The following is a 15,482-nucleotide window of genomic DNA, read 5'->3' on the forward strand; positions in this document are numbered from 1 at the left end:
CCCCCAAACCGGGGCCCGGGGCGCAGCCGCGGAAGCGGGGGACCGGGCGGAGGCCCGGGGTCAGCGCGGCAGTGCCTGGCCGCCGATGCCCGGCGCCCCCGCGAGCTGCGCCCGCCACCACGCCTCCGCCTCGCCCCGGCTCATCCGCGCCCAGTCCGGGGTCCGTTCCACTTGGGCCCGCCCCAGCCGGCGTGCCAGCGCGACCAGTTCCCGGCCGGCCGGCTCCCTGGCCGCCCGGTAGGCCCGCAGCAGTTCCTCCCACGTGTCCGCCCCGGCCCACGCGGCCCCGAAGGCGGTGGCGTCCTGGAGCGCCTTGGCGGCGCCGCTGGTGGTGTGCGGGCGCACCACCGTCGCCGCGTCCCCGGCGAGCAGGAGCCGGCCGGCGGTGGTGCTCGCCGGCTCCAGGTCGTAGATGGGCTGCACGAAGGTGTCCGCCGGGTCGGTGAGCGCCAGCGCCCGGCCCCAGTACGGCGGGAACTCCCGTTCCAGCAGGGCCCGCAGGTGCTCCAGCAGGCCCGGGGTGAGCGCGCCCGGCGGGAAACTGGTCGGGTCGTCGAGGCGCAGCCGCCCGTCCCGCGGGGGCGGCGCGTAGAGCACCCAGTTGACGCGCGGCCCGCCGGGGCCGGGGATGCGGTAGATGACGCAGCTCCCGCCGGGGTAGCACACCGTGGTCACCGCGTCGGGGTGCGAGCCGTCGCCCGCCAGCGCGGCCGCGTCGACGTTGCCGCGCCAGCACACGTACCCGGCGTAGCGCGGCCGTGCTCCCGGCGCCACCGCCTCCCGGACCACCGAGCGGTACCCGTCCGCGCCGACGGCCAGGTCGTACCGCTCGACGGAGCCGTCCCCGAGCCGCACCTCGGCCGCGTCCGCGTCCCCGGCCGCGCCCGCCCCGGCCACGCCCGCGACGGTCACGCCCTGCCGGTACACGACCTCCCGCGGCGTCGCCTCGCGCAGCCCGCGCCACAACAGCCCCCAGTGGTACGAGTGGAACGGGAACGGCTGCTCCCAGACGAGCCGTCCGCCGGGCCCGGCCCCCGCGTCGCGCACCACCCACCGCCGCCGCAGCAGCCGGTGCGCGGGGATCCCGCCGGGCAGCGCCCCGGCGGCGGCCAGTTCGGCGGCGCGTTCGTCGTGCACGCACAGGCCGAGCCCCCGGTCCGCGAGCCGCCCGCGCGTGCGCTCCAGTACGACGACCCGTTCGGCCCCGGCGCGTACCGCCGCCGAGGCGAAGGCGCATCCGGCGATGCTCCCGCCGACCACCGCGACCGTTCCGCCCCGCATGACCGCCCCCCGCCACCGCCGAGTCGCCCTGGCGGCCAGCCTACTGAGCGGACCGCGCCGCGGGGGGCGTTAGCGGAACGTCAGCGGTACGTCAGCGGCGGCGACCAGCATGAACCGGGTCGCCGCGGCTCAGGAAGGACCGCGGCGGCGCCCGATCGGATACTCGATCACCTTCGGAGCGGGACGCGGCGCCCCCCTTGCCCCGTCCCGCTCCGACGCGTCCGCGCCGCACCCCCCGCACCAGCCCCGCACCCCCCGTACCCCCCGTACCGCGCCCCCGCGTCCGCCGGGCGGAGCGGCGGCGGCGGTCCTAGGCTGGGTACGTTGTCGCCTTGTCGCAACCTCGGGGTCTCGGGTTCCTCGGACGACAGGAGGCCGTGCCATGACGCCGACCGCCCGTATCCGGCTGCGCCGGGCCTGCACGGCCGTGGCCGCCGCCGGTGTGCTCCTCGCCCCGGCCGCCGCCGGCCCCGCGTACGGGTCGCCGGCCCCGGCCCGGGCCGCCGCCGCGCCGGCCGCCCCGTACGCCCCTGCCCCGTCCGCGCCCTCGCCGGACACCGGCCGGGACTTCCCCGAACTGACCCCGGCGGTCGCCGCGAAGCTCGACGCGGCGATCCAGGACACCCTGCGCGAGGCGAAGGTGCCGGGCGTGATCGTGGGGCTGTGGGCGCCGGGCAAGGGCAGCTACGTCAGGACGTTCGGGGTGGCCGACAAGAAGAGCGGCGCGCCGATGCGGACCGACTTCTACACCCGCATCGGCAGCCAGACCAAGACCTTCACCGTCACCGCCCTGCTGCGGCTGGTCGACCAGGGCAGGGCCGGACTGGACGACCCCATCGGGAAGTACGTCCCCGGCGTGCCGAACGGCGACCGCATCACCCTGCGCGAGCTGGCCGGCATGCGCAGCGGCCTCTTCAACTACAGCGAGGACGAGGAGTTCGACAAGGCGCTCACCAGCGACGGCACGCGCCCCTTCACCCCGCGGCAGCTGCTGGACTACTCGTTCAGGCACCCGGTCCAGTTCGAGCCGAACGCGAAGTTCCAGTACTGCAACACCAATCTGGTCCTGCTGGGCCTGGTCATCGAGAAGGTCACCGGCCGGCCGCTCCAGCAGGTCATCAGGGAGCAGGTCATCGAACCGGCGGGGCTGCGCCACACCCTCTTCCCCACGGACGCGGCCTTCCCCGAGCCGCACGCGCAGGGCTACACCGACCAGTCGGCCTCCGGCGACATCGTCGACTCGACGGACTGGGACCCGTCCTGGGCGTGGGCGGCGGGCGCGATGATCTCCACCATGGAGGACCTGCGCAGCTGGGCGAAGACCCTGGCCACCGGAACCCTCCTGAAGCCCGCGACCCAGGCGGAGCGCCTGAAGACCACCTCCACCGGCATTCCCGGCGCGGGCTACGGCCTGGGCGTCTTCGACGTCCAGGGCTGGATCGGGCACAACGGGTCGCTGCCGGGCTACGAGAGCCTCGGCGTCTACCTGCCGCAGGAGCGGGCGACGCTCGTCGTCATCCTCAACACCGACGTCCTGCACGACGGTCAGGAACCGAGCACCCTCTTCGGTGAGGCGATCACCGGCATCGTCACTCCGGACCACGTCTACCCGGGCCACAAACCGACCGCCCCGAAGCGCGACTGATCCCGTCACCGTCCCGCCGTGGAGGGGCCGGCTCTCAGGACGCGCGGTACCCGGCGAGGATCCGCTCGGCGACGCGGGTCAGGCCGAGGTCGAGCCGGCGGAAGTACGTGGCGCGGCTCAGGTGCAGGCGGTGCGCGACGCCCACGTGGTCGGCGCGGCGGCGTACGTAGTAGGCGTCCAGGATCCGTCCCGCCTGGGCGGTGGGCGGGTCGTCGGAGGCGATCAGCTCCGCCGTGGCGTCGGCCAGCGCCCCGCGCAGCCCCTGCGGGGTCGCCGTGGCGACCAGGGCCAGCAGGGCGCTCCGGGCCAGGCGGGCCGGGTCGTGGAGGGCCTCCAGCGCCTTGCGGACCTCGGCCGCGCACCACCGCAGGTCCGGCGGTACGGGCCCGGCCGGACCGGTGGCGGCGACGCGGCCCAGCCATGCGGCGAGGCCGTCGGGGGTGGGGAACGCCAGCTCGTGGATCTCCGCGCCCGGCCCGCCGTCGGAGGGCTCGCGGCGGGCCGTGCCGACGAAGCCGAAGCCGAGCCTGCGCACCAGTTGCTGGTAGTCCGGCGAGGGCGTGGCGACCACCATCCGCCGCTGCCCGATGCCCTCGGCCAGGATCCGGCGCAGCCGTGCGGCGTGCGCGCCCGGGTGCCCGTCCTCGCACGCCGCCATCCCGATGAACGCCCCGTCCGTCCCGCCCGTCCCACCGGCCCCGGCCGCCAGCCGGTCGGTGTGCTGGCGGGTCACCGGCTCGATCACCGCCAGCGCCAGGTCGGTGAGCAGCGGTGTGTAGCTCATGCCCACCGGCCGGTCGTCCGGGTCGCACACCACGCGGAACCCCTCGGGGGTGTGCCGGAGCCAGCCGTCGAGCAGCCGGCCGGTACGGGCGGTGCTGTGGCCGCCGCCGCGCGCCCACTGGTGGGCGAGCGCGGCGATCCGCTCGTGGTCACCGGGCCGGGCCTCTCGTACGACGGGCACGTCCGGCGCGGGCGGGAACAGCGTGCTCCGGACGACCGGGTCGTCGGTCAGGTACAGCGCATGCACCGCGAGGGCCCGTCGGCGGCGGTCGTCGGCGGTGGCGTCCAGCAGGCGGAGGTTGCGGGAAGCGGCCCGCGTGATCGCGGCGCGGTGCGCGACCGGGCGGCGCCAGCGGTACCGGAGGTCGAGGAGGGTGCGGAACGGTTCGACGACCGCCGGCCCGCACGCGGTGGCCGTGATCAGCGCGAGGTCGGTGAGCGCGGCGAACCAGTCCTGCCCGTCCGGTGGTTCGACCAGGCCGGCCAGCAGTTCCTCGTCCCCGCGGCCCACGGCGGCCAGCGCTTCGAGCACGTCGGACAGGTGCCGGTCCAGGGGGACTTCGGCCAGGACCTCGCGCAGCGCCCGGTCGGCGACGGCTCCCGGCACGTCCGGCGGGGTCGGCGCGAGCAGCGCGCGGCTGAGCCCGCCCGCGACCAGGGGCAGCCCCCCGGCCAGCGCGACCACCAGGTCGAGCCCGGCGGTGACGCCGAGCGCGACGGCCAGGTCGCGGACCTCCTCGTCCGTCCACCGCGGGACCGGGACCGTCGACGTGCCGGGTAACGGGTGTCCGCTGGCGAGCACGACGTGCACCCCGGGCCCCGCCCGGCGGAGTTCCTCGCGCAGCACGCCCATGAAGCCGGGCGCGTCGGCGTCGTCCACGTGGACGACGGGCCGCGCGCCGCCGGACGCCTCGCGCAGGGCGGCCCTCAGCTCGTCGCCCGGGTCGTCCCGCCGGGCCCTGACGACCGGCAGCCCGTCCGCGAGTGCGGTCAGCAGGGTGCTCTTCCCGGACCCGAAGGGTCCGACGACGTCGACCACGACGCCCCGCCCCGCCCCCGCGAGGAGCGCCGTCACCGCGTCCCTGACGGCCGCTTGCCCGGCGTTGGCTAACGCGGGCTCGGCTGGTGCTCTTCCCATGTGGCGGCCCCCGCCCCTCGGTCACCGGCTCGGCTCGGACCCGTGGAGCACGGTCCGGGCTGACGATGATAGGAGCGGGGCAGCGGCGGACGAGGGTGTTCCGGCTGCTCCGGGAGGCCTGGGCCATGTCGGCCGGGGCCTCCCGGAGCGGTCCTTCACCCCCGGACGTCACTCACCGCAGATGTAGACGTGCACCACCGTGCCGTCGGAGTACTCGATCCACCCGCCGTAACGGCAGTCGGCGGCCCGGGCCACCTGGGCGGTGCCCGCGTCGGCCGCCAGTACGACCTTCCCCGTCGTCCCGGCCGGCGCGGGCGCCGCCGAAGCCGGAACCGCGGCGAACATCAGCGCGCCCAGGCCGACCGCTCCCCCGAGCAGTGCGGTACGCATCCGTCGCATCATGTTTTCCCCTCACTATCCCCGACACCCTCGCGGGTGGGCCTCTGCCCCCTTGCGTCAGAGGCGGACTCCACCGACGTTACGAGCGGGAAGGCCGCCCGGAGTCTCACGGACGTCTCAAAGGGCGGGCCCGAACGCCCGGGGCGTACCCGGCGGTTCCCCACGCCCCTCCCTCCGGCCGCACACCGCCACCGTGCGGCCGGGGCGGGCTCCCGAGGCCCGTATAGGGTCCCCGTATGGATGGCTGGACAGCGCCGAGTGCGATCGAGAGGGAGCTGTACGGGGCGAAGCGGCGCGGCGACTGGTCCGCGTACCTGGACGCCCTCGCCCGCGCCGAGCTGTTCCTGCCCCAGCCCAGGGCCCAGGTCGACGCCGATCCGCGGGCGGCCCGCTTCCACCCCGGCCCGGCCGGGCTCGCCGTGTACACCCGGGGCGTGCTGCCCGTCCCCGACGCGCACACCGTGTTCCTGCGCCAGAGCCTCGCCTGGTTCGCGAACGCCTGGGACCACCGGGACCCCGCCCACCTCGCCGTGAACCCGGGCACGCCCGCCGAGGCGTACCTGACCACCACCCCCGCCGACCGGGCCCGCTGGCGCGCGCACTGGGACGCCGCGGCCACCTGGGGCCTCACCCCCGGCACCCTGCACGCCCTGCACGCCGGCGGGCCGCTGCACGGGCCCGTCGCGCACGGGCTGGCCGTCGGGGCCCACCTCGCCGTCTCCAACGGGGAGTTCTGGAACGCCCTCGCCCACCACGGCAACGGCTACACCCACGAGCGCGAGCGCCTGCGCAAGGCGTGGGGCGTCACCGGTACCGCCGGCTGGCTCGAGGTGCTCCAGCGGATGCTGAACGCCGAGATCGTCAGCCCGGTCTGGGAGTACGCGCTGCGCGTGCGCCGCGTCCTCGCCTCCGGCTTCGCCGGCCCCGTCGACGTCGAGCACTGGCGCCACGCCGCCGAGGCGAGCCTGCGGCGCGGCGCCGAGATCGCCGCCGAACCGCAGCTCACCCCCGACGGGGTGACGGTCGCCGCCCCGCGTCCCGTCGCGGAGGTCGAGGGGGAGATCGCCGGGGTGCGGCGGCTCATCGGCCGGATAGCCCGCTACGAGCAGCGGTTCCGGGCCGACGGGCTGCTCCCCGAGGACGGCTGGGTGCGCTCGGTGCACGCCTGGGACCACGGCCGGGCCTCCCAGATGGCCCGCTGGGGCGTCGCCACCCGGTACGGCACCCTGGAGGACGCCGAACGGGCGGTGCTCCGGGCGGGCGCGGCCGCCCGGGGCGCGTACCGGTCGTGGGAGGAGTTCTCCGCCGGGTACGCGCTGGGGCGCTGCCTGCACTTCGACGAGGAGGAGTTCGGGCGCTGGTACGGCTCCTCGCTCGCCACCCACCTCACCCTGACCACGGATCCGGCGAGCCCGTACCTCAACATCCCCTGGGAATGACCGACTTCGGGTAGTAGCCGGGCCCCGCCGCGAGGACCTCGGCGCCGGTACGGGTGCCCGTTACCCTCGCCTCCATGACCCTTGTCCTGAACGAAGCCGTACGCCGGCTCCTCGACTCCCCCCACCCCGCGGTCCTGGCCACCCTGAACCCGGACGGCAGCCCGCAGAGTTCGGTGGTGTGGGTCTCCCGGGAGGGTGACGACCTGCTCGTCTCCACCGAGCGCGGCCGCCGCAAGGAGCGGAACATCGCCCGTGACGCGCGGGTCGGCCTGACCGTCTTCGACCTGGCCAACCCGTACCTGTACGCGGAGATACGCGGCACCGCCACCCTCACCGAGGACACCGGCCGGACGGTCGCCGTCCGCATCGCCGAGGAGTACCTGGGCCCGGGCGGCGGCGAGGAGTACCGGGACACCTCCGACGGGGCCGTACGCGTCGTCGTGCGCATCACCCCCTCCAAGGTGCTCGGCAACGCCGCGAAGGCCTGAGGCCGGGCGGGGCCAGGGGGCTACGCCCGCCGGCCCGGCAGGCGCAGCGCCGGGACCACGGACAGCGCCAGCAGCACCGCCGCGGCCCCGTACGCGAGGCGGAAGCCGGACGGGCCGGGGCCCGCCCCGCCGAGGAGGACGGAGAGCAGGGCCGTCCCCACGGAGGCCCACAGCTGGGAGTTGATGCTCAGGGCGGTGCTCGCGGAGGCCATCCGCCCGCCGGGCAGGTCCCGGCTCGCGGTGGTCATCGCCGGCATCAGCACCATGCCGGAGCCGACGCCCATGACCACCGCCGCGCCGACCACCTGCCAGACCGGAGCCCCGGGGGTGCCGGTCAGCAGGGCCGACCCGAGCATGCCGAGGGCCCCCACGACCGCGCCGGCGGCGATCAGGCCGCGCGGCGAGACCTTGTCGACGCGCCGCGAGGCGATCTGCATGACCAGGCCGACGGCGAGCCCGACGGGGGCGACGAGCAGCCCGGCCGCGCCGGCGCTCATGCCGCGCGCCTGCTGCCAGTACATCGGGGCCAGCAGCATCGACCCGAAGTAGCCGCAGGTGAAGAGGGCGAGGGTGGCGATCCCGGCGGCGAAGGTCCGGTCGCGCAGCAGCCGCAGGTCCAGCAGCGGCTCGCGGACCCGCAGGGCACGCCGTACGAAGCCGGCGGCGAGGGCCGCGCCGGCGACGGTGGGCAGCAGCACGCCGGGGGCGGTGAAGTCGCCGCCCTCGCCGCCCCGGGACAGCCCGAACAGCAGCAGGGCGAGGCCCGGGGAGAGCATCAGCAGCCCGGCGGCGTCCAGCCGGGGCGCCGACGCCGGGTCGGCGGGGCCGTCGGGCCGCAGGAGTCTCGCCGCGAGCAGCAGGGCGGCCGCTCCGACGGGCAGGTTGATCAGGAAGATCCACTGCCAGGGGGCGGAGTCGATCAGCCGGCCGCCGATGACCGGGCCGGCGACCGGTCCGACCAGGATCGGCAGCCCGAGCAGGGCCATCGCCCGTCCCAGCCGGGCCCGGTCGGCGGTCCGCATGACCATGGTCATGCCGACGGGCATCAGCAGTCCGCCGCCCAGCCCCTGGAGGGCGCGGAAGGCGATCAGGCTGCCCGCGCTCCACGCGCAGGCGGCGAGCAGGGAGCCCAGGGTGAAGAGGACGAGGGCGGTCAGGTACGTGCGCTTGGCGCCGATCCGGCCCATGGCCCAGGCCGCGGCCGGTATCACGGCGGCCAGTGCGAGGGTGTAGGCGGTGGCGGTCCACTGGATGGTCTCCAGCGGGGCGTGGAAGGCGTCGGAGAGCCGGCCGAGGGCCACGTTGACGATGGTCATGTCGAGGACCGCCATCACCGAGCCGGTGATGACGACGGCGACGGTCCTCCCTAACGGCCCCGCCCCGGCGGGCGGGGCCGCGGGGCGGTCGGTCGAGGAGGACGCGGGGGTCGCTGCGGTCATGGCGTCCGGCTCCCCCGGGCCTCGTGGGGCGGCGTGGCGGCGGCGGCCCGCGGGGCACGCCCGCGCCGGTCCGGACGTCCGGGCGGGTTCCCGGCGGGGCTCTGGGTGACGGCCGCGCGCAGCGGCTCGTCCGGGACTGTTTCGGCGGCAGACATGATGATCTCCCTTGGACAGCGGAGCGCCGCCCGGTGCGGCCTCCACCCCGGCAAGCTACAACGGCCGTTGCAATAGCTGCAACGGTCGTTGTAAGGACGAAGGAGGCAGGCGTGGCCGCCAGCAACGGCACCCGGACAGAAGACGTACAGCGCGACGTCCCGCCGCGAAAGCTCGCGAAGCGGATCGCCCTGGCGAAAGCGGCCTGCCCCCTCTTCGGCCGCGAGGGGTACGCGCGCGCCTCCGTCGACGCGCTCGCCGAGGCCGCCGGCGTCTCCACCCGGACCCTCTACAACCACTTCCCCGGGGGCAAGGCGGAGCTCTTCGCCACCGTCGTCACGTGGACCTCGGGCGAGGTGCGCGACGCCCACACCGCGAAGGTGCGCGCCCTGCTCGACCCCGCGCGGCCGCCCCATCCGGACCATCTGGAACGCGATCTGACGGCCCTCGCCCGCGCGCTGGTCCGCACGATGTCCGAGCACTCCGACCACTTCGCGCTGGTCCGGCACATCCACGCCGAGGTCAACCACGTGCCCGCCGAGGTGCTGGAGGCGTGGAAGGACGCCGGACCGCGCCCGGTCGCCCGCGCCCTCGCCGAGGCGATGGAGGGCCTCGCGGCCGCCGGGCTGATCGACGTGCACGGCGACGCCGAACTGGCGGGCACCCACTTCACGGCACTGTCCGCGCAGCAGATCGTGCAGGAGTCCCACTACGGCCTCCTGCCCCTGTCCGAGGAGGAGACCGAGCGGCTGCTGACCGGCGGGGTCTCGGCCTTCCTGCGCGCCTACCGGGCCGGATGACGACCCCCGCCCCGACCGGGTCTACGGCAGGACCGGACGGATCCGCGACCAGGCGTCCAGCGCCACCGCCGACGGATCGCCGTCCACCAGATACGGCCGGGCGGCGCCCGTCCACCGCAGCAGGATCTTGAGGTGGCGCAGGTGCACGATCTCCGCGCGCGGCAGCTCGCGCCAGACGCGCGCCCGCGCGGCCGCCTCCGCCGGAGTGAGGTCGACGAGCGCGAGCGAATCCCGGCACACCGCGGCCGGGTCGCCGCCCGGCCCGGGCCCGAACTCCCGCAGCAGGTAGCCGCGTACGAAGGCCAGCTCGATCCCCCGGACCAGATCGGACGCGCCCTCCGCCGCCGCGCAGCGGTACGCCGCCGCCTGCGCCACCCGGCCCCAGCGCAGCCGCGTCCCGTCCGGCAGCAGCGCGTCCTGCATCCCGCCCACCGCGAGGCCGCGCAGGGTGCGCGGGCGCGGCTCGTCCGTCAGCGGCGGCCCGGTGGCCAGCCAGGCCTCCAGCTCCGCCAGGCCGTGCCCGTCGGGCGGTACGCAGGTCAGCACCTGGCCGCGGCCGAGCAGCGCGACGACGGCCCCCGCGAGGCGGACCCGGGCGGTGTGCCCGGCGCCGAAGGAGCCGACGTCGCGCCCGTGCCGCTCTATCGCACGCAGCCAGACCCGCGACTGGCCGGCCGCGTACACCTGTCCGGCCCGCGCCACCCCGCCGACGCACCGTACGAGGCACACCCCACCGGTGACGTCGGCCTCCTCCACGTCGTACACCTGCAACTCGGCGATCGGCATCCCGGGAGGCTACCGCCTCAGTTCCCGGGCGGTGCCTCCAGGACGAGACGGATCTCGGTGACCTCGTAGCCGGCCCGGTCGAAGGCCGCGGCCATCGGGAGGTTGACGGTGTCGGTGGTCGCCGTGACGCGCTCGGCGCCCTCCGAGGCGTGGAAACGGGTGATCTCGGCGAGGACCTCGTCGATCAGGCCCTTGCCGCGCTGCTCGGGGACGATCCCCAGGTAGCCGACGTTGCGGTGGTAGGGGGTCGCGGAGGGCAGGGCCATCCCGGCGAGGGTCCCGTCGGGGAGGTGGGCCAGGCGCCACCAGGAGCGCTCGCCGGGGCAGTCGCGGTAGAACGCGAAGTCCTCGCGGGCCAGTTCCTCCTCGCTCATGCTGTCGAGTTCGTGCCGCGTGGCCAGGTCGAGGCTGCCGCGCGAGAGCCGGGCGAAGACGTCGAGGAACTCCTCGTCGCCGCCCTCGCGGAAGACGAGCCGGCCCGTCGGCTCCGGTGTCCCGGCGGCCGGGGTCCACTCGTAGCGCAGCCGCTCGATCTCCCGCGTCAGTCCGGCCCGGTGCGCGGCCTCCTGCCGCCACGCCACCGCCGCGGCCAGGCCGGGGTCGGCGCGCCAGTCGCGCGGCAGGGAGACGTGGTAGCCGGGGCGCTTGCCGAAGGCGGCGTGACCGGCCTCCAGCAGGCCGGCGGCCAGGGCGGCCGGGTCGGCGACCGCGCCGGCGACCTGGAGGCAGTCGAGGGCGACGGGCCGCTCGCTGTCGGCGCGCCCCCACCACAGGGCGCGGGCCAGGATCCGGCCGTCCGCGTCCTCGGCGAACCAGGTCCACTCGGGGCGCATCCGGCCCGCCGCGAGCTCCTCGCGGATCCGGTCGGGGGTCAGTGCGGTGACGGGGCCGTCGGCCGGGTGGGCCAGGGCGCGGTCGAGGTCGGCGGGGTCTGCTGTGGCAGCGCGAAATCTCATCAGCCAGATGATCACACCGGGATGTGGCGTTGGCCAGGGGTTTCCCGCCCGCCGGGGCCCCGACGCCCGACGGCCGGTCCCCCGGGATGGGGACCGGCCGTCGGCGGGTGCCGGCGCGTGCGCCGCGGGCGGGCGGCACGGGCCTCGACCGGGCCGGACCGCTCACGGCCCGGTCGTGTGCGCTACGACCAGGTGATCAGCCGGCGCGGGTGTTCCAGGACCGCCGCGATGTCGGCGAGGAACTTGGAGCCGAGTTCGCCGTCGATGAGCCGGTGGTCGAACGACAGCGCCAGGGTGGTGACCTGACGCGGCTTCACCTTGCCCTTGTGGACCCACGGCTGGAGCTTGATCGCGCCGACCGCGAGGATCGCGGACTCGCCGGGGTTCAGGATGGGCGTACCGGTGTCGACGCCGAAGACGCCGACGTTGGTGATGGTGAGGGTGCCGTTCTGCATGTCGGCCGGGGAGGTCTTGCCCTCGCGGGCCGTGGCGACCAGCTCGGACAGGCCCGTCGACAGCTCCGCCAGGCTCTTGGCGTGGGCGTCCTTGATGTTCGGGACGATCAGGCCGCGCGGGGTGGCCGCCGCGATCCCCAGGTTGACGTAGTGCTTGAGCACGATCTCCTGGGCCGCCTCGTCCCAGGAGGCGTTGACCTCCGGGTTGCGGCGGACGGCGATGAGGACGGCCTTGGCGATCAGGAGCAGCGGGTTGATCCGCAGACCGGCGAGGTCCGGGTCCTCCTTCAGCTCCTGGACCAGCTTCATCGTGCGCGTCACGTCGAGGGTGATGAACTCCGTGACGTGCGGCGCGGTGAAGGCGGAGCCGACCATGGCCTGGGCGGTGACCTTGCGGACGCCCTTGACGGGGATACGGGTCTCCCGTGCTCCCGCCTCGAACGCCGGCGCCGTCCCGGCCGTGGCCGCGGCCGGTGCGGGTGCCGCCGCGGGCACTGCCGCCGGGGCCGTCACCGGGGCAGCGGCCTGCGGGGCGAGCGCGGCCGCCGCGGCGGCGTGCACGTCCTCCCGCGTCACGACCCCGCCGTCGCCGGTGGGGACCACCGCGGCCAGGTCGATGCCGAGGTCCTTGGCGAGCTTGCGCACGGGCGGCTTGGCCAGCGGACGCTCCGCCGACGGCAGCGCGGTGCCGTTCCGCTGGGCGCCGGCCGGGGCTCCCGGAGCCTGCGCGGCGGCGGGGGCCGGCTGCGCCGGAACCACGGCCGGGGCGGCGGCGGGAACCGCGGGCACGGCCGGGGCGGCCGTCCCGTTCTGCCCCGCGACGGCGGCCGCGGGGGCCTTGCGCGGGCGGCGCTTGGTCGAGGCCTGCGAGACCCCGTAGCCGACCAGGACGGGCTGGCGGGCCGCGGCCGCCGGCTCCCCGGCGGCCTCCGGTCCCGCCGGGGCGGCGGCTGCCGCCGCGGCCGGGGCCTCGGCCGCGGCGCCCGCCGGGTCACCGGTCTCGACGGAGATGATGACCTGGCCGACGTCGACCGTCACGCCCTCCTCGAAGAGCAGCGCGTGCACCACCCCGTCGAAGGGGATCGGCAGCTCCACGGCCGCCTTCGCCGTCTCCACCTCGCAGACGACCTGCCCGTCGGTGACCGTGTCACCCGGCTGGACGTACCACTTGAGGATCTCGGCCTCGGTGAGGCCCTCGCCCACGTCGGGCATCTTGAATTCGCGGATCGTCATGGCGGGGCTCTCCTCAGTACGCCAGCGAGCGGTCGACGGCGTCGAGCACCCTGTCCAGGCCGGGCAGGTACTCGTCCTCGAGGCGGGCCGGCGGGTACGGGGCGTGGAAACCGCCCACGCGCAGCACCGGGGCCTCCAGGTGGTAGAAGCACCGCTCCGTGATGCGGGCGGCGATCTCGGAGCCCATGCCCAGGAAGGTCGGCGCCTCGTGGACGACCACGAGCCGGCGGGTCCGCTCCACCGACGCCTGGAGTCCGTCGAAGTCGACGGGCGACATCGAGCGCAGGTCCACGACCTCCACCGACTTGCCCTCCTCGGCGGCCGCGGCGGCGGCCTCCAGGCAGACCTTCACCATCGGGCCGTACGCGGCCAGGGTGAGGTCGGTGCCGGAGCGGGCGACGCGCGCCTTGTGCAGCTCGCCGGGGATGGCCTCGGTGTCGACCTCGCCCTTGTCCCAGTAGCGGCGCTTCGGCTCGAAGAAGATCACCGGGTCGTCGCTGAGGATCGCCTGCTGGAGCATCCAGTAGGCGTCGCTCGCGTTCGACGGCGAGACCACCTTCAGGCCGGGGACGTGCGCGAAGAGCGCCTCCGGGGACTCGCTGTGGTGCTCGACGGCGCCGATGCCGCCGGCGTACGGGATGCGCACGACGACCGGCAGCTTGATCTTGCCGAGCGCGCGGGCGTGCATCTTCGCGAGCTGCGTGACGATCTGGTCGTACGCGGGGAAGACGAAACCGTCGAACTGGATCTCCACGACCGGCCGGTAGCCGCGCAGGGCCAGGCCGATGGCGGTGCCGACGATGCCGGACTCGGCGAGCGGGGTGTCGATGACCCGCTCCTCTCCGAAGTCCTTCTGGAGTCCGTCGGTGATGCGGAAGACACCGCCCAGCTTGCCGACGTCCTCGCCCATGACCAGGACCTTGGGGTCCGTCTCCATGGCCTTGCGCAGGGACTCGTTGAGCGCCTTCGCGATCGACATCTTCTCGACAGCCATCAGTGACCCTCCTCGAAGGACGCGAGGTAGGCGGCGAACTGGGCGCGCTCCTCGTCGACGAGCGCGTGCCCGTCCGCGTAGACGTTCTCGAAGATCGCCATCGTGTCGGGGTCGGGCATGGCGCGCACGACCTCGCGCACCCGCTTGCCGAGGGCCTCGCTCTCGGCCTCCAGCTCCTCGAAGAAGGCCTCGTCGGCACCCCCGGAAGCCAGCAGGTGGGTCCTCAGGCGCAGGATCGGGTCCTTCGCCTCCCAGGCCGCCGTCTCCTCGTCGAGCCGGTACTTGGTCGGGTCGTCGGAGGTGGTGTGGGCGCCCATGCGGTACGTGAACGCCTCGACCAGGGTCGGGCCCTCGCCGCGGCGGGCGCGGTCCAGCGCCCAGCGGGTGACCGCCAGGCAGGCCAGTACGTCGTTGCCGTCGACGCGGACGCCGGGGAAGCCGAAGCCCTGCGCGCGCTGGTAGAGCGGCACGCGCATCTGGCGCTCGGTCGGCTCGGAGATCGCCCACTGGTTGTTCTGGCAGAAGAACACCACGGGGGAGTTGTAGACGGCCGAGAAGGTGAAGGCCTCGGCCACGTCGCCCTGGCTGGACGCGCCGTCGCCGAAGTACGCGATGACCGCCGAGTCGGCGCCGTCCTTGGCCACGCCCATGGCGTAGCCGGTGGCGTGCAGCGTCTGCGAGCCGATGACGATCGTGTACAGGTGGAAGTTGTTGGTGTTCGGGTCCCACCCGCCGTGGTTCACACCGCGGAACATGCCGAGCAGGTTCGTCGGGTCGACGCCGCGGCACCAGGCCACGCCGTGCTCCCGGTAGGTCGGGAAGACGTAGTCGTCGTCGCGCAGCGCCCGGCCGGAGCCGATCTGCGCGGCCTCCTGGCCCAGCAGCGAGGCCCACAGGCCCAGCTCGCCCTGGCGCTGGAGGGCGGTCGCCTCGCCGTCGAAGCGGCGGGTGAGGACCATGTCGCGGTACAGCGCCCGCAGGTCCTCGGTGGTGATGTCCGCGACGAAGGGGGCGAACTCGGCGATGTCGGGGTTGCCCTCGACCTCGACCCGTTCACCCTCGGGCGTCAGCAGTTGTACGAGCTGAGGCTCGGCGTCGTGCGGCTGTGCGGTGGCAGCGGCGGCCTTGCGGGCGCTCGCCGCGCCGGCCGCCCGCTTGGTGCCGCTGCTGCGTCGCGGCTTGCGCGCGGCAGTGCTCTCCACGGTCACGTGTGCTCCTCCGTCGGTCCGGCACCCGGGTTCTCCGGGGACCAGTGCGGCTCACCTGTATCCGTACCCGCACACGGGGTGGGTGCACGGCATGTGACGGATTCAGGCGTGACAGGTGCCCCGGCGAGTGCCCTGCGCACAGCACGTTACCCAGTGCGACGCATAACTGCGAAACCCCGTTTGACCTGCGATTTTGCTTGGATATCCAAGTAAATCGGCCGCCTGGGGAACATCCACTGGTCACAGCCTTGCAGGGGGCCGGAACAACGGCACGTTATCCCGGGT

Annotated in this window: 13 protein-coding genes; 4 read left to right on the forward strand and 9 right to left on the reverse strand. The window is 75.1% G+C overall.

The annotated features are described in order from the left end of the window. Nucleotides 1-60: 60 nt before the first annotated feature. On the reverse strand, nucleotides 61-1,281 hold the full coding sequence (locus tag ACZ514_RS11460; RefSeq protein ID WP_469124606.1) for an FAD-dependent monooxygenase: 1,221 nt from the start codon (nucleotides 1,279-1,281) through the stop codon (nucleotides 61-63). A gap of 382 nt (nucleotides 1,282-1,663) precedes the next feature. Here ACZ514_RS11460 and ACZ514_RS11465 point away from each other — a divergent pair, with 382 nt between their 5' ends. Beyond that, complete coding sequence (locus ACZ514_RS11465; protein ID WP_468163890.1) at nucleotides 1,664-2,926, forward strand: serine hydrolase domain-containing protein; 1,263 nt, start codon at nucleotides 1,664-1,666, stop codon at nucleotides 2,924-2,926. 34 nt (nucleotides 2,927-2,960) lie between these two features. Here the strand turns inward: ACZ514_RS11465 and ACZ514_RS11470 are convergent, their stop codons facing one another. Further along, entirely contained in the window at nucleotides 2,961-4,847 is a 1,887-nt protein-coding gene (locus ACZ514_RS11470) for a hypothetical protein (RefSeq protein WP_469124607.1), read from the reverse strand. Nucleotides 4,848-5,015: 168 nt separating this feature from the next. Then, nucleotides 5,016-5,237, reverse strand: a complete 222-nt coding sequence (locus ACZ514_RS11475) for a hypothetical protein (RefSeq protein WP_468163894.1) — start codon at nucleotides 5,235-5,237, stop codon at nucleotides 5,016-5,018. 245 nt (nucleotides 5,238-5,482) lie between these two features. On the opposite strand from ACZ514_RS11475, the gene ACZ514_RS11480 reads away from it, so the two are divergent. Continuing rightward, nucleotides 5,483-6,685 (forward strand): DUF1266 domain-containing protein, encoded by a 1,203-nt coding sequence (locus ACZ514_RS11480; protein ID WP_469124608.1) that lies wholly within the window; start codon nucleotides 5,483-5,485, stop codon nucleotides 6,683-6,685. Between the two features lie 74 nt (nucleotides 6,686-6,759). After that, entirely contained in the window at nucleotides 6,760-7,173 is a 414-nt protein-coding gene (locus tag ACZ514_RS11485) for a PPOX class F420-dependent oxidoreductase (protein ID WP_468163898.1), read from the forward strand. Nucleotides 7,174-7,193: 20 nt separating this feature from the next. On the opposite strand, the gene ACZ514_RS11490 is transcribed toward ACZ514_RS11485, so the two are convergent. After that, nucleotides 7,194-8,612 carry a DHA2 family efflux MFS transporter permease subunit gene (locus ACZ514_RS11490; RefSeq protein WP_469124609.1) on the reverse strand — a complete coding sequence of 473 codons (1,419 nt, stop codon included), beginning with the start codon at nucleotides 8,610-8,612 and terminating at the stop codon, nucleotides 7,194-7,196. A gap of 266 nt (nucleotides 8,613-8,878) precedes the next feature. Between ACZ514_RS11490 and ACZ514_RS11495 the strand changes: the two genes are divergently transcribed. Continuing rightward, nucleotides 8,879-9,565, forward strand: a complete 687-nt coding sequence (locus ACZ514_RS11495) for a TetR/AcrR family transcriptional regulator (RefSeq protein WP_468163902.1) — start codon at nucleotides 8,879-8,881, stop codon at nucleotides 9,563-9,565. A gap of 21 nt (nucleotides 9,566-9,586) precedes the next feature. Here the strand turns inward: ACZ514_RS11495 and ACZ514_RS11500 are convergent, their stop codons facing one another. The 5 genes from ACZ514_RS11500 to pdhA form a co-directional block, all read right to left on the reverse strand. Further along, on the reverse strand, nucleotides 9,587-10,351 hold the full coding sequence (locus ACZ514_RS11500) for a hypothetical protein (protein WP_468163904.1): 765 nt from the start codon (nucleotides 10,349-10,351) through the stop codon (nucleotides 9,587-9,589). A gap of 17 nt (nucleotides 10,352-10,368) precedes the next feature. After that, complete coding sequence (locus ACZ514_RS11505; RefSeq protein WP_468163907.1) at nucleotides 10,369-11,307, reverse strand: GNAT family N-acetyltransferase; 939 nt, start codon at nucleotides 11,305-11,307, stop codon at nucleotides 10,369-10,371. Between the two features lie 182 nt (nucleotides 11,308-11,489). Further along, entirely contained in the window at nucleotides 11,490-12,995 is a 1,506-nt protein-coding gene (locus ACZ514_RS11510) for a dihydrolipoamide acetyltransferase family protein (protein ID WP_468163909.1), read from the reverse strand. A gap of 13 nt (nucleotides 12,996-13,008) precedes the next feature. Further along, nucleotides 13,009-13,989: an alpha-ketoacid dehydrogenase subunit beta gene (locus ACZ514_RS11515; RefSeq protein WP_388932973.1), complete on the reverse strand. Its 981-nt coding sequence runs from the start codon at nucleotides 13,987-13,989 to the stop codon at nucleotides 13,009-13,011. Beyond that, nucleotides 13,989-15,197 (reverse strand): pyruvate dehydrogenase (acetyl-transferring) E1 component subunit alpha, encoded by a 1,209-nt coding sequence (gene pdhA, locus ACZ514_RS11520; protein WP_469124610.1) that lies wholly within the window; start codon nucleotides 15,195-15,197, stop codon nucleotides 13,989-13,991. Before pdhA ends, ACZ514_RS11515 begins: the two co-directional genes overlap by 1 nt. Nucleotides 15,198-15,482: the final 285 nt, after the last annotated feature.

It is taken from the genome of Streptomyces sp. NPDC034086, assembly GCF_055575515.1.